The organism is Commensalibacter communis (genome assembly GCF_947179105.1).
In the GTDB taxonomy this organism is placed as follows: Bacteria; Pseudomonadota; Alphaproteobacteria; order Acetobacterales; family Acetobacteraceae; genus Commensalibacter; species Commensalibacter communis.
Genome location: NZ_CAMXCK010000002.1, coordinates 259,602 through 274,882 on the forward strand (window position 1 = coordinate 259,602; position 15,281 = coordinate 274,882).

A 15,281-nucleotide genomic window follows, 5' to 3' on the forward strand; every position below is an offset into this window, starting at 1 on the left:
AATATCGTAACGAAAGGGTGTTATGAAAATATTAGTTCCGGTGAAACGGGTTGTTGATTCTAATATTAAACCGTTGGTAAAGTCCGATAATTCTGGTGTCGAGGTTGGTGGTGTGAAAATGTCCATGAACCCTTTTGATGAAACCGCAGTCGAGGAAGCTGTTCGTCTTAAAGAGCAAAAGATAGCTTCTGAAGTAGTGGTAATTTCCATTGGTGAACCTAAATGCCAAGATACATTGCGCACTGCAATGGCAATGGGTGCAGATAGAGGGATTTTAGTAACCTCAGACGATGCTTTGGAATCTCTAAGTGTTGCGAAAATTTTACAGTATTTTGTTACCAAAGAACAACCTGATGTTGTTTTAATGGGTAAACAAGCATCTGACGATGATATGAATGCAACGGGTCAAATTTTGGCAGCAAAATTGGGCTGGGCGCAGGGAACATTCGTCAGTAAATTAGAGCTTTCTGATGGTAAAGCCCAAATTACGCGTGAAATAGATGATGGGCAAGAAATCCTAGAGCTTACTTTACCAGCTGTGATTACAACGGATTTACGTTTAAATGAACCTCGTTTTGCTTCATTGCCAAATATTATGAAAGCAAAAAAGAAACAAATCGAAACGGTTGCGCTTGCTGATCTTGGGGTGGATACCGCTGTTCGTTTACAAGTCAAATCTGTTGCAGAATCTTCTTCTGTTCGTGAAGGTATTATTGTCGGTTCTGTTGAAGAACTTATGGATAAACTTCAAAATGAAGCAAAGGTAATTTAAGAATGGCTGTTTTAGTTTTATTAAGTTATGAAAAAGGCGATCAAATTCGCAAGATCAGCCGTTCAGCAATTTCTGCTGCAGGGAAATTAGGCACAGAAGTTCATGCGTTGTTGGTTGGGGATCATTTAGATGGGTTATCTCAAAAAGCATCTCAGTTACAAGGTATCCAAAAATTACTTGTTGCAGAACATGCTGCTTATGCCCATATGCAAGCAGAGCCAGTAGCTGATTTAATTGCTTCATTGGCTGATTCTTATGAATTTATCGTTGCTCCTGCAAATGCAGAGGGTAAAGATATTCTGCCTCGTTTAGCTGGACTGTTGGATGTTCAACCAATTTCTGATGTTGTTGAAATTATTGATGCCTCTACTTTTGTGCGTCCAATCTACGCAGGTAGTATTCTTGCAACGGTGACTTCGAAAGATGCAAAGAAACTTTTATCTGTTCGTGGTACTACGTTTGAAGCAGTTGCAGAAACAGGTGGTAATGCAACAATTGAAAAAATTGAGAACTTACCTGCTTCAGACAAACAACTATCTGTTTTTAAAGAGTTAAAATTATCACAATCCGATAGACCAGAGCTTGAATCAGCTCGTGTGGTTATCTCTGGCGGACGTGGTATGCAAAGCGGTGAAAATTTTGTGCTTCTTGAAAAAATTGCAGATCAATTAGATGCTGCAATTGGTGCATCAAGAGCAGCTGTTGACGCTGGATTTGTTCCCAATGACTATCAAGTTGGGCAAACAGGTAAAATTGTTGCTCCAGAGCTTTATGTTGCTGTGGCTCTTTCTGGTGCTATTCAACATTTGGCTGGAATGAAAGACAGTAAAATTGTTGTGGCGATTAATAAAGATCCAGAAGCTCCAATCTTTAAGGTTTCAGATTATGGGATTATTGGTGATCTTTTTGAAATTTTACCACAATTAGAAGCTGCTTTAAAAGCAAGATAATGAATTTTACATGCTGTTTACATATATAAACAGCATGTAAGCAATAATTTTATTAAGATATAAATAATAGGTTCGTAAAGGAGAGACATGATGAAATGGGAACTGGAACAACCAAAAGATAAATTCTATGTGCCAGTGATTACCATCAAGTGGCTTTTAATTTTACATGGGATATTAATCGCGGTGCTTGCTCTCATGACGTACGGTGCTTGGTATTTATAATACAAAAATGAAAGTGACATATTTCTTGTTTTACAGATTTTTCCTTTTCTCTTCTTTTATTACGATATTATTATATAGCAATTATCAAGTTGCTTATGCGACTAATGGTACGAAAATCATCCACGTTATTGCAGCAGAGAATATGTATGGAGATATTGCTCAACAACTAGGCGGGAAGTATGTGCAAGTTGATTCTATTTTAAAAAAACCAGACCAAGATCCACATTTATTTGAGCTCACCCCGAGTATTGGTGAAAAAATTGCTGAAGCTGAGGTAATTATTGTTAACGGACTAGGCTATGATTCTTGGATGAATCGTTTATTAACAAAATATCATTTTAATCATCAAGATATTTTATCTGTACAGTCTTTGTTGGGTCGTAAAGACGGTGATAATCCGCATTTGTGGTATGATTTTGAGGCAATAGAAATATTATCTCAACGGTTGCAGCAAGTTTATGCTCAGTTGGATCCACAAGAGAAATTATTCTTTCAAAAACAATTTACTTTGCTTGATACTGATTTGAAAAAAATTCAGCAGCGTATTCAAACCCTACGTCAACAATACCCACATACGAAGGTGGCTGCAACGGAACCTGTATTTGGATTGATGGCTCAAAAACTAGGGTTTGAAATGTTGGAAGAGCCTTATCAATGGGTTGTTATGAATGGTGGTGAACCGACTCCCAAGCAAATTGCCCAGTTTGTTCAAGACTTAAAAACGCATCAAATCCAAATCTTATTTTATAATGAACAAGTTTCTACTCCAGCAACGCAGCAATTAAAGAAAATTGCTTTAGAATCGGGTGTAGCAGTGGTTGGTGTTTCAGAAACGATGCCAGCTCATTTAAGCTATCAGCAATGGATGAACCAGGTGCTGGATAGAGTCGAGACTGCTTTAAAAAGTCAGCATCAATGAATGTTATTGAATGTCAAAACCTTGATGTTCGATTGGGCTCACGTATCATTTTATCTCGACTTAATCTAGAGATAAAAGAAAATCAGTTTATTGGTATCTTCGGGCCGAATGGTTCTGGTAAAACGACGTTTATGAAGGCACTCTTGGGGATTATTCCTTGTGCTGAAAGTAAAATAAAGATTTTAGGAAATTCGCCTTATAAAGCTCGAAAACAAATAGGGTATATCCCCCAATATCGTGATATGGAATCCTTTCAATTAACGGGGAGAGAGTTTATCGCCACCAGTATTCGTGGCCATAAATGGGGACTTCCTTTTTTAACAAAGCAAGATTTATATCATATAGATGCAGTTTTAGATCATGTGCATGCCAAAGAGCTGGCTGGTGTTCCCTTGTCTGAAATGTCTGGGGGACAAAGACAGCGATTACTATTGGCGCAAGCGTTGCTTGGTAATCCACAGCTCATTATTATGGATGAGCCCTTTAGTAATCTAGATCCTAAATGGGTTAAAATTATTTTGTCTTTGCTTAAAGAGTTACAAGAGCGAATAGGATTAACAATTTTACTTTCGACGCATGATTTAAATCCTTTGATGAAAATTATGGATCAGGTTATCTGTATTGGAAATCAAAAAGCAATTTTAGGTGATGTGAATCAAGTGATGACCTCAGACGTATTGACTCAGTTATATGGGTTTCCGATTGAGGTGGTTAAAACAGATCGGCATCTTTTTGTTACAACGGCTTGTTAATTTATTAATTTGAAAGTTGATTCGAGGATGTTTTCCCTTGAATTTATGCAAACTGCATTTATTGCATCAGGTATTGTTGCAGTTATTTGTGGACTAATTGGATATTTTTTGCTGATCCGCAGAGAAACCTTTGCAGGACATGCGTTGTCGCATGTTGGTTTTGCAGGGGCAACAGGGGCAAGCTTGATTGGTGTTTCTCCATTCCTTGGGTTATTAATTTTCAGCCTTTGTGCCGGTGGATTAATAGGCGCAATAGGGCCAAAGTTAAAAGATAGAGATATTGCCATTGGGTTGGTATTATCGACCTCGATGGGTCTTGGCTTATTATTTTTGCATTTTTATACCCGTTATGCCTCGCAAGTGACAGGATTGCTTTTTGGGAATGTTTTTGCGGTTGATACGCAAACTTTATATGGACTGATTATTCTTAGTATTGTTTGTTGTATTGCGATGTTGTTTTTTATGCGTCCCTTGTTGTTTGCCTCTTTGCAACCAGATTTGGCAGAGGCAAAAGGATTATCTTTACGACGTGTTTCTATTCTTTTCTTGGGGTTGGTTGCATGCGTGACGGCTGCGTGTGTTCAAGTTACTGGGGTTTTGTTGACCTTTTCGCTCATGGTGGGACCTGCTGCGGTTGCACGTCAGTTAAGTAAGACCGTTTGGAAAGGTATATTTTTATCGATATTTTTAGCACTCGCAGAAACATGGGGAGGTATTACTATTGCTTGGATTACTGATTGCCCCGTTTCTTTTTGGATTAGTTTATTAAGTTTTGTGACTTATATATTGTCATTATTAGTCAGTAAAAATTTATCTTTTTATAAGAAAGCTAGAAAAGTGAATTAAGCGTTATGTTTGATGTTAAATATGATGTGAACAATAATTATTAGTCTAGCATTGAGTATTTATTTCGTTTTATTTTATTTGAAATATTATGAAAGAAAACTAGTGATAGCTTTGGCAGAGTTACATTTATACTTTGTTATGAACAGATATGTATATTGATGTGTTGTTCAAATTTCCATAATTAGCTTCATTGATTATTAGCAAAATATAATATTGTTCAAACAAAATATTATTAAACCTAAAATCTAAAATCTAATGTTTCCATGATGAAAGCTCCACTTTTTGTGCCAGCATTTCTAATAGATTTAGAGCCAATAAATCCTGCAAAATCGTTGGTTAAAACCAAATGAGGTGCAATAGCATAAGCAAATGTAAATTGAGGTAAAGCACCAACAAATCCGCCAGAGAAATTATCTCTAAGAGGGTAATTAGTGCCAATACCATAAATTGTATCATTTGTACTTGCACGCCACATAACAGGAGCATGAAGTTTAAGTAAAGATTTAGGTGTTGGATTATAAGTAATTAATGGACCAGTACTAATAACGTTAGATAGATTCATATAAAGAGTCATGTCTTGATAATTAGCAGTTGGGAAATATGGTGAAGCAAAATTATGGATTGCCCCTTTTGATTTTTTATAATTGCCGCCTGAATAGTAATCGCTTTGTAATCCAATAGTAGGTTTTCCCTTTATATTTGAAAAACTATAGGAGAATAAAGTATTAAATGCGAAGGCATTGACAGGACGTGAATCTCCCCCTTTCTCAGGTCTAAATTCACCACCTTGATAAATACCAATAATTTCAAGATTAAGATCAGCTATATTTCCGCCTATTCTTCCTCCGATATTATCTCTGCGGCTTGATCCTTTTTGCCAACCTCCTATAGTAGGGGTAGGGATTGATGCAGGCGTTCCACTATATAAATATCCCATAAAGAAACTATCGACATAGAGCTGGCTCTTTTTACCAAAGGCTTGAAACGTTGGAAGGGCAAGGCTGGCATACCCACCGTAAAAGCGAGCATTCCAACTGGGACCATATCCAAAAATTTTTCTGTCTGTTAAATCAGTTTGCCAAAAATCAAACAGATCTATACGAAAACGATCCCATATGGCGTATCCTCTGACGCCGTCCCAGCTTTGCCTTACGTTTGTAATTTCACGAGGAGATGTAATGGATAAGGGGGCATCGACAAAAAATTGTCTACCACCCATAACACCCATTTTAGCACCCAGTAAGTTTGCTTTTAACTCAAGAAAACCTTGCTGAAGGTCTAATCTTTTACGTTGAAAGCCAGTTTGATAACCAAATGTATTACTTCCCCCCGCAACGGCATTAATAAGTTCTGCATAGGCACGTACATGTTTTCCAATATGCAAGTCTGCCCCATATAAGCTGCGTAAAAGGAGTTTGTTTGAATTTTTCTTTGTTGTGTATCCTAGATAAGGTTGAGAATCATAGACATGTCGTAAACGTTCATTTCCGTTTAAGCTTAGCCAAATAGTACCAGAATCATTTAAAGGGATATATTTTAATCGATTGAACCAGTCTTTGTTTTTATTTGGATCATTACATAACCCACTCCAATCCTCTGCCCAGCGTGCTTGTGCATATGGAGAATTTTCCCCAAAAGCATACCATGAATAATTTCCAACAGCACCAAATCCAGCGGCAGTTCCTTTGTTAAAAGCACCGCCCCAATCTGGGTGTCGGCTTTTCCCATATTTTCCTGCTGCGGTAATAATATTTTGACAACGTTTATTTAATGTTATTTTGTCATCAGACAAAGAATTGGTGGAGGGTTTGATCGCTATTGCGGGTTTCCCTAAAAAACTGCAACAAAATGATACGGTCATTACTGTAATTGTTTTATAAATAAGTCTTTTGGAATGCTTCATGATATAACATTTCGTTATTAACTGTAATAGTTTTCAGACTTATTTTATTCTTTTAGATAACAATTCCTATTGGTATGAAGTGTATAAAATTCAATTCTATTGGGTAAAGTAAGATATACTTTTGGATAGTCATTACTGCCTGTTTTGATAGTAGATTATAGATTAAAATCAGGTTATAATTTGAATTTTACCTTATTATAACGATGTCCTATGGATGATTCCCAATTAATACGATATAGCCGGCATATATTGCTCCCTCAAATTGATTTAAGAGGGCAGGATGCTATTTTAAATAGCAAAATATTGGTGATTGGTTGTGGGGGGCTTGGATGTGCTGTAGCCCCTTTATTAGCAGCAGCTGGTGTTGGATATTTAACCTGTGTTGATGATGACAAAGTCGATTTATCAAATTTACAACGGCAAACACATTATGTATATGAAGATATAGGGCAATTCAAAGTCGAAGTAATAAAGAATTTTATACATAAACAAAATCAAGAGGTACAGGTTAATATAAAGACACAGAGGTTATCACTGAACGATTTAATCATATTATGTAAACATCATGATCTTGTCGTTGATTGCAGTGATAATTTACAAACACGTCGAGATATTAATCAAGCGGCTTTTATCAGTAAGGTTCCTTTAATATTTGGGTCAGCTCTTCGTTTTGAAGGGCAGTTAAGTGTTTTTGATAGTCGTAACCTAAATTCTCCATGTTATGCTTGTTTATTTGGTGGTACTGATAATGGGCAAGATAGCTGTTCTTTCTCAGGGGTTTTTGCACCTTTAGTCAGCATTATCGGTTCTATGCAGGCTTCTGAGGCTTTAAAAGTTATTTTAAATGTTGGTGATGTATTTATGGGGAAATTGTTGCATTATAATGCGTTAAGTGCACAGTTTGATCAAATTTACTTTGATCGAAACCCTCATTGTAAAATATGCAGTCATTAATTTATATTTTATTAAATCCATATTTTAGTGCAAATACAGCAGCTTGAACACGGCTATGAATATTTAATTTACGTAAAATATTTTGCACATGTAGCTTGATAGTGCTTTCTGATAAATTGAAAAAACGTGCAATTTCTTTATTACTGCCACCTTTAGTTAGCCAAGCAAGGATTTCTTTCTCTCTTGAGGTAAGGCTTTCGTACAATTTATAGGGTTCATTATCCTGCTGTTTGGGATTTTTAAGTTGACGGATTAGTTTGGTTGTCATTTCAGGGGATAGAATATTATCTCCATCAAGTGTTTTACGAATACTTTGAAGTAAAAAATCAATATCAATGTTTTTTAGTAAATACCCACTTGCTCCTATTTCCATGCATTCAAGCAAATTTTCATTATCTTCGGAAACCGTTAAAATTAAAACATGTAGTTTTGGATCTGCACTCAATAATTGTTGTAATGTTTCTTTGCCTGCCATAACAGGCATATCAAGATCCAGTAAGACAACGTCAGGGTGTAAGGTATTTGCAAGCTTAACGCCTTGCAACCCATCTTGAGCTTCGCCTACAATTTCAAAATCTTTTTCAGTTTCAAGCAAAAATCTTAGACCAGAACGAAAAAGAGCATGGTCGTCAATTAATAAGATTTTAATTTTAGAATTTTCCATAATACTCCTAGTTATTATTGGGGAATAATGAGTTCAATAGTCGTGCCATGATGTAATACAGAGTTAATATGAATGATTCCGGGAATTTTTTCAGCTCTTTCTTTCATAATAGATATACCAACATGGCTTATTTTTTTTTCTTGTATAATTTTTGTATCAAAACCTACACCATTATCCTGAATTTTCATTAAGAAATCTTTATCATTTTTAAAAAAGATTTGCACAAGGCTGCAAGATGAATGTTTACGAATATTGGATAATGCTTCTTGCAATATAAACACAACTTGCAGTTGTTGCTGCTGTGTTAAAAAGAATTGTTGATTAAGGCTATGAACCTCAATGGGAATGTTTGTTTGTGATTTAAAACGGTCTAAAACATTTTGAATTACTTTGGAAAAATTATCAGTATTATTAATCTTTGTTCTGAAATTCAACAAAAGCTCTCTGACATCTTCATAACATTCTTGGATACCTTTTTGTATAAAGTTAAGGTTTTGTTTGATACGGCTATAATTTTGTTGATCGATTGCTTTTTCTAATATTTGTGTTTGTAAATTTAGAAAGGATAAGGATTGTGCAATACTATCATGTAACCCTTGAGCAATCATATTTCTTTCCTCCAGAACCGCAAGTTGTTTTTCTTTTATGGTAAGATGTTGATTTTCAATAGAAATTGCTAATTGTTTAATAAGTGTTTTTATAAGGTAATGGTTTCGTTTTTCTGTTGCAGAATCATTTTGAGGATTTGTAAAATATAAACCTATCATACCTATTTCATTATTGTTATGCCAAATAGGGAAAATTACAAAATATTCAAAAGTTTTTTGAATACAGTTTGGAATTGAAAGGTGAAATTTATTTTGTTGCTTGGTGTGAATATAAATAGGATTTGGGTTTTTGGGTAATACATTGACATCAAAAAAACAACGCGCAGAAAAATAACATTTTTTAATAATATCTGACTGTTTTGGTAACCCTTGACCATATAAAAAATCAAAAGAATCTTTATTGCTGTTTAAAAGACCAATAAACCCAGCATCAGCATTACCTAATTGAATAATTTTATCTAAAAAGCTTTCTAAAAGTGTTTCTTGCATCAAGGATTCATGTAAGAAAGTCGTCATATCATATAAAATAGCAAGTTCATGGTTTTTTTCTTCTAAAGAAATAGTTTTCTGAGATACTTTTTGTTCAAGATTATTATATAAATCTTGTAAGTTATCAGCCATTTTATTAAATCCAGCAGATACAATATTAAATTCATCTTTGTTTGTAATTGTAATACGTTGAGATAAATTGCCTAGACTGATTTGTTGAATAGCAGTTTGTAAGTGTGTTAGAGGATTAATAACAAATCTGTATAAAAGGTAAATGGCTGAAAAAGCGGTAAAAATAACCATTATAATTAGTACAGTTTGTATAAACCGAAGCCAAATAATATTTTGTGTATTTTGATTTTCAATAATTTTTACAAGATAATTAATATTTCCTACAAACTGATTGATAGTCAGAAGATCTTTTGTTGATATTATATGACTGAATGTTGGCGATTGGTTCAGAATTGGTAAGATATTGCTTGTATAAGATTGTTGAATGATTTGTATTTGTGTATCAATCTTCGTGTTGTTTGGAAAAATAAAATTATTTTTGTCCGATTTTAATAAATTATTTAAAATAAAGACAAATTGATTACGCTCGGATTGTAGATCTTGTTGATGGCCAGGTTGACTTGATAAAAGAAGCATATGATACATTTTCATCCGCAAACTGCCGGCATAATTAATATTTTTACCTGCATTCTCTAACTGCCAAAGTAATGCCAAGGCATATCCTGTAAAGAAGATAGCACTTGTCACCCAGAGGATAACTGAAACAAGTAGTTTAACAGAGAGGCTGTGTCGTCTTGATGTTTTTGTCATTGAATTATTCAGGATATTGCTGACTTTAGAGGGTGAGGTAATAAGAGTTTTTTCAATAGATAGAGACTAGAACTAGTCCAAAAGAACTAGATATTATCTAGTCAAGTAGATAGTTCATTTTGCCCCTTAGATGAATTGGTTAATCGTTTTAAATATATTAGCATCATAGATAATTTACAGCCAATTATTATGTATTAAAAATTTATATAATATTTTGTTGAGAAAATTATAGAAAGAATTCATTTGTAATAGGAAGCTATGAATGTCTAATTTATTAACAAATTGGGAGCCAGAAAATGAAGAATTCTGGCAAAAGCATGGAAAAAAAGTAGCGACACGAAATCTATGGATTTCAGTACCAGCACTTTTATTTGCTTTTGTTGTTTGGTCTTTATGGAGTGTGGTTGTTATTTATTTGCCTAAACTAGGTTTTGATTATGATCAAAATCAGTTGATGTTACTAACAGCTTTACCTGCTTTATCTGGTGCAACATTAAGAATATTTTATGCATTTATGGTGCCTATTTTCGGTGGTAGAAAATGGACATTTTTTTCAACAGCAGTAATGTTAATTCCTCTAGTTTGGTTTGGAATGGCTGTTCAAGATCCCCAAACCAGCTTTTTCACAATGACAATCATTGCACTTTTATGTGGGCTTGGAGGCGGAAATTTTAGCTCCTCTATGGCAAATATAGGATATTTTTTTCCAAAATCTGAAAAAGGATATGCCACAGGTGTTAATGCAGGTTTAGGAAATCTTGGTGTTTCTGTGGTTCAATTTGTTGCGCCTTTAATTATTGGTATAGGTATTTTTGGTGCATTAGGTGGGGATCCTAAAGTAATTGTACAAAATGGACAGGAAACCTCTATTTGGCTTCAAAATATTGGGTTTGTATGGGTTCCTATTATTTTGGTTATCTTATTTTTTATTTGGTTTGGGATGAATGATCTTTCTTCTGCAAAAGCATCATTTTCTGAACAATCTACTATTTTTAAACGCAAAGATAACTGGATTCTATGTTGGCTATATTTAGGAATGTTTGGTTCATTTATTGGATATTCCTCTGTTTTTCCTATTTTATTGAAACATTCTTTTCCAGATATTGATCCTTTGAAATACGCATTCTTAGGGCCCTTGCTCGGTTCTATTTTTAGAGTGGTTGGTGGTATGATTTCAGATAAAATTAGAGCCAGTATTGTTACTCAAATTGCTTATGCTGGGGTTATTGTTTTTACACTTGCCGTTTTATATTTTATTCCAGAACACGGACAAACAGAAAATTTTATGGCTTTTTTTATTAGTTTTATGCTGGTTTTTGTCTTTGTTGGTATTGGGAACGGATCCGTTTTTGCTCAAACGCCCATTATTTTTGGAATCTTTCATCGTAAATTAGCCGCTACAACAGGCATCAGTGCCGAAGAATCTGCAAAAACTGCTGTCAAAGAAACAGGTGCGGTGCTTGGGTTTATGGGGGCTATTGGTGCTTATGGTGGGTTTGTTATCCCAAAACTTTGTGGAACAGCAGTCGCATATACAGGCACATTTAATCTCGCTTTTTGTTGTTTTATTGCCTTTTATAGCTCTTGTTTGTTGATGAATTGGTGGTTTTATCTTCGTAAAAATGCAGAAAGCGCATGTTAATCGGTATTATATCTTTAAGGATTGAGAAAAAATCATGAGTCACTTATTAGATCGTTTATCGTTCTTTAAAAGAACTAAGAGTACTTTTGCCAATGGTCATGGTGCTGTTGTTCAAGAAGATAGAAAATGGGAAAACGCATATCGGCAACGTTGGCAGCATGATAAAATTGTAAGATCTACTCATGGTGTGAATTGCACTGGATCTTGCAGCTGGCAAATTTACGTCAAAAGCGGATTAATCACGTGGGAAACGCAGCAAGTTAATTATCCACGTACACGCCCTGATTTGCCTAATCATGAACCCAGAGGCTGCCCACGTGGTGCATCTTATAGTTGGTATGTTTACTCTGCTCAACGGGTAAAATATCCGATGTTAAGGGGGGTATTGGCAAAATTATGGCGTGAAGTACGTAAGAGCAAAGATCCAATTGCGGCTTGGGAATATATCAGTCAAACTCCGGAAATTGCGAAAACTTATAAATCTCGGCGTGGTTTGGGTGGTTTTGTTCGCTCAAATTGGGACGAGGTCAATGAAATTATCGCTGCTGCTAATAATTTTACTGTAAAAGAATTTGGACCTGATCGTGTTGTTGGGTTCTCTCCAATTCCTGCGATGTCAATGATAAGCTACGCTTCTGGTTCAAGATATTTATCATTAATTGGTGGTGTACCTTTATCTTTTTATGATTGGTATTGTGATTTACCCCCTGCCAGTCCCCAAGTTTGGGGCGAGCAAACAGACGTTCCAGAATCTGCGGATTGGTATAATTCTACCTATTTAATGGTTTGGGGATCAAATGTTCCTATGACCAGAACACCTGATGCACATTTTTATACAGAAGTGCGTTATAAAGGAACCAAGACTGTTGCTGTTTCTTCTGATTATGGTGAAATGGTTAAATTTGGTGATATTTGGTTGGCACCAAAACAAGGAACAGATGCTGCCCTTGCCATGGCAATGGGGCATGTGATTTTTAAAGAATTTCATCTAGATAATCCTTCTGATTATTTTACACGTTATTGTCGTCAATATACCGATATGCCGATGTTGGTTATGTTGGATAATAAGGGTGAACATTATCTACCAAATTATTTCCTAAGAGCCAGTTATTTAGATGGTAATCTTAATGAACAAACAAACCCAGAATGGAAGACCCTCGTTATTGACGGTAAAACTGGGAATATTGTTGTACCTAAAGGGTCTATTGGATTTAGATGGGGTGATAATGGCAAATGGAATTTACAAGAGCAAGATAGTCAAGGACAATCTATCGAGGCACAGCTTTCTCTTTTAAATACACAGGATCAAGTTGTTGAGGTTGCTTTTGACTATTTTGCTGGTGAAGGTGAAAATGAGCAATTTACACGCAAAGTGCCAGTTAAAAAAATTAAGTTAGCTGATGGATCAGAAGCACTGGTAACAACTGTATTTGATTTAATGGCTGCAAATTACAGTATTGATCGTGGGTTAGGCGACGGAGCAAAGGATTATTTTGACAATGTTCCTTATACGCCTGCATGGCAACAAAAACATACTGGGGTAAAGCCAGAGCTTGTGATTCAAGTGGCTCGTGAATTTGCACAAAATGCAGACCAAACCCAAGGTAAAAGTATGGTTATCGTGGGTGCTGCTCTGAACCATTGGTATCATATGGATATGACTTATCGTGGTATTATTAATATACTGATGATGTGTGGTTGTATTGGACAAAGCGGTGGTGGTTGGTGCCATTATGTAGGGCAAGAAAAGTTAAGACCACAAACAGGTTGGACACCACTTGCTTTTGGTTTGGATTGGTATCGTCCAGTACGTCAAATGAATGGAACTTCATTTTTCTATAATCATACCAGTCAGTGGCGCCATGAAAAATTAAATCTGCATGAAATTACATCATCAACAGCGTTAAATCAGTTTGAAAATTTATCACTCATTGATTGTAATGCCAAAGCTGAACGTTTGGGATGGTTGCCTTCTGCACCGCAATTAACGACTAATCCTTTGCAAGTCACACAACAAGCAATTGCTGCATCAAAAGATCCTGTTGCTTATGCTGTGGATGGGTTAAAAGATGGTTCATTGGATATGTCTTGTAATGATCCAGATAATCCAAAGAATTTTCCAAGAAATATGTTTGTATGGCGTTCAAATATTTTGGGTTCATCTGGCAAAGGGCATGAATATTTCCTAAAATATTTGCTGGGCACACAAAATGCTGTGTTAAGTGAGGAAGAAGACTGCATCAAACCCCAAGAAATTACAGTAAGACCTGCTGCTGAGGGTAAATTGGATTTGATGGTTGTTTTAGATTTCCGTATGTCAACGACTTGTTTATATGCTGATGTTATTTTACCAACAGCAACATGGTATGAAAAAGATGATTTAAATACATCAGACATGCATCCTTTTATTCACCCATTAAGTGAGGCTGTACAACCTTTGTGGCAAAGTAAAAGTGATTGGGAAATCTTTAAGGGTATTTCTAAAAAGTTTTCTGAATTAGCAGAAGATTATTTGGGTGTACAAAAAGATTTAGTTTTAACCCCATTGATGCATGATACGCCTCAAGAACTGGGTCAACCTTTTGACGTGAAAGATTGGAAAAAAGGAGAATGTGATCCCGTTCCAGGGAAAACAATGCCTGCCATGACTGTGGTCGAAAGAGATTACGGGGCAATTTATCAGCAATATACGTCGATTGGACCATTACTTGAAAAAATTGGGAATGGTGGTAAAGGGATTAACTGGGATACTAAACATGAAGTGGATGTACTTCGTGGATTAAATAAAGTTGTTCAAGATGGTGTTGCCAAAGGTCAACCTAAGTTAGAAACAGCAATTGATGCTGCGGAAATGATTTTGACATTAGCACCAGAAACCAATGGTCATATTGCGGTTAAAGCATGGGATGCACTATCTCAAATAACTGGTTTAGATCATACACCTTTAGCATTACCCAGAGAGCACGATACAATTCGTTTTAGAGATATTCAAGCGCAACCTCGTAAGATTATTTCCTCACCTACTTGGTCTGGTTTGGAAAGTGAAACCGTCAGTTATAATGCTGGTTATACCAATGTTCATGAACTGATTCCTTGGAGAACAATTACAGGTCGACAACAATTCTATCAAGATCATCAATGGATGCGTGCTTTTGGTGAGAGTTTGTGCGTTTACAAGCCTGCAATAGATTTAAAAACAACAAAACAAGTGCTTGGTAAACATGATAATGGGAATACTGAGATTGTCCTTAATTTCATTACACCACATCAAAAATGGGGTATTCATAGTACTTATTCTGACAATATTAGGATGTTGACTTTATCTCGTGGTGGTCCCCATGTTTGGATTTCCGAAATCGATGCTCAAAAGGCAGGTATTGTTGATAATGATTGGATCGAGGCGTTCAATCTGAATGGAACTTTAACAGCCAGAGCAGTGGTCAGCCAACGTGTGCCAGAAGGCATGACGTTAATGTATCACGCTCAGGAAAAGATTATTAATGTTCCAGGTGCTGAAGTTTCTAAAAAACGCGGTGGTATTCACAACTCTGTAACAAGAACTGTTTTAAAACCAACGCATATGATCGGTGGTTATGCTCAGCTTTCTTATGGGTTTAATTATTATGGAACGGTTGGTTCTAATCGTGATGAATTCGTGGTTATTCGTAAAATGAAAAATGTTGATTGGTTACAAGAAACCGACAATTTAGCTCAGCAAAATATCAAAGCGTAATAAGA

At 35.7% G+C, this 15,281-nt stretch carries 12 protein-coding genes; 9 read left to right on the plus strand and 3 right to left on the minus strand.

What is annotated here, in order from left to right; genetic code table 11:
- Nucleotides 1-22: 22 nt before the first annotated feature.
- From PQG52_RS05840 to PQG52_RS05865, 6 genes are all read left to right on the plus strand, one after another.
- Nucleotides 23-772: an electron transfer flavoprotein subunit beta/FixA family protein gene (locus PQG52_RS05840; RefSeq protein WP_271828443.1), complete on the plus strand. Its 750-nt coding sequence runs from the start codon at nt 23-25 to the stop codon at nt 770-772.
- A 2-nt stretch (nt 773-774) separates the two neighbouring features.
- Nucleotides 775-1,722: an electron transfer flavoprotein subunit alpha/FixB family protein gene (locus PQG52_RS05845; RefSeq protein ID WP_271828444.1), complete on the plus strand. Its 948-nt coding sequence runs from the start codon at nt 775-777 to the stop codon at nt 1,720-1,722.
- Nucleotides 1,723-1,809: 87 nt separating this feature from the next.
- Nucleotides 1,810-1,944: a hypothetical protein gene (locus tag PQG52_RS05850; protein WP_271828445.1), complete on the plus strand. Its 135-nt coding sequence runs from the start codon at nt 1,810-1,812 to the stop codon at nt 1,942-1,944.
- A gap of 25 nt (nt 1,945-1,969) precedes the next feature.
- Nucleotides 1,970-2,863, plus strand: a complete 894-nt coding sequence (locus tag PQG52_RS05855) for a metal ABC transporter solute-binding protein, Zn/Mn family (RefSeq protein WP_271828447.1) — start codon at nt 1,970-1,972, stop codon at nt 2,861-2,863.
- Nucleotides 2,860-3,615, plus strand: coding sequence for a metal ABC transporter ATP-binding protein (locus tag PQG52_RS05860; protein WP_271828448.1), 756 nt, complete (start codon nt 2,860-2,862; stop codon nt 3,613-3,615). Before PQG52_RS05855 ends, PQG52_RS05860 begins: the two co-directional genes overlap by 4 nt.
- Nucleotides 3,616-3,642: 27 nt before the next feature.
- Complete coding sequence (locus PQG52_RS05865) at nt 3,643-4,461, plus strand: metal ABC transporter permease (RefSeq protein WP_271828449.1); 819 nt, start codon at nt 3,643-3,645, stop codon at nt 4,459-4,461.
- A gap of 238 nt (nt 4,462-4,699) precedes the next feature.
- Here PQG52_RS05865 and PQG52_RS05870 read toward each other — a convergent pair whose 3' ends face one another.
- Entirely contained in the window at nt 4,700-6,364 is a 1,665-nt protein-coding gene (locus PQG52_RS05870) for an alginate export family protein (protein ID WP_271828450.1), read from the minus strand.
- Nucleotides 6,365-6,574: 210 nt separating this feature from the next.
- Between PQG52_RS05870 and PQG52_RS05875 the strand changes: the two genes are divergently transcribed.
- Nucleotides 6,575-7,318, plus strand: a complete 744-nt coding sequence (locus PQG52_RS05875) for a HesA/MoeB/ThiF family protein (protein ID WP_271828452.1) — start codon at nt 6,575-6,577, stop codon at nt 7,316-7,318.
- Nucleotide 7,319: 1 nt separating this feature from the next.
- Here PQG52_RS05875 and PQG52_RS05880 read toward each other — a convergent pair whose 3' ends face one another.
- Both PQG52_RS05880 and PQG52_RS05885 read right to left on the minus strand, forming a co-directional pair.
- The gene (locus tag PQG52_RS05880) at nt 7,320-7,982 is read right to left on the minus strand and encodes a response regulator (protein WP_271789791.1); all 663 of its coding nucleotides are present in this window, start codon (nt 7,980-7,982) and stop codon (nt 7,320-7,322) included.
- A 14-nt stretch (nt 7,983-7,996) separates the two neighbouring features.
- Complete coding sequence (locus PQG52_RS05885) at nt 7,997-9,901, minus strand: histidine kinase (RefSeq protein WP_271828453.1); 1,905 nt, start codon at nt 9,899-9,901, stop codon at nt 7,997-7,999.
- Nucleotides 9,902-10,163: 262 nt separating this feature from the next.
- Between PQG52_RS05885 and PQG52_RS05890 the strand changes: the two genes are divergently transcribed.
- Both PQG52_RS05890 and PQG52_RS05895 read left to right on the plus strand, forming a co-directional pair.
- Nucleotides 10,164-11,543, plus strand: a complete 1,380-nt coding sequence (locus PQG52_RS05890; RefSeq protein WP_271828456.1) for a NarK family nitrate/nitrite MFS transporter — start codon at nt 10,164-10,166, stop codon at nt 11,541-11,543.
- A 34-nt stretch (nt 11,544-11,577) separates the two neighbouring features.
- Nucleotides 11,578-15,276, plus strand: coding sequence for a nitrate reductase subunit alpha (locus PQG52_RS05895; RefSeq protein ID WP_271828457.1), 3,699 nt, complete (start codon nt 11,578-11,580; stop codon nt 15,274-15,276).
- The last annotated feature ends 5 nt before the right edge of the window (nt 15,277-15,281 follow it).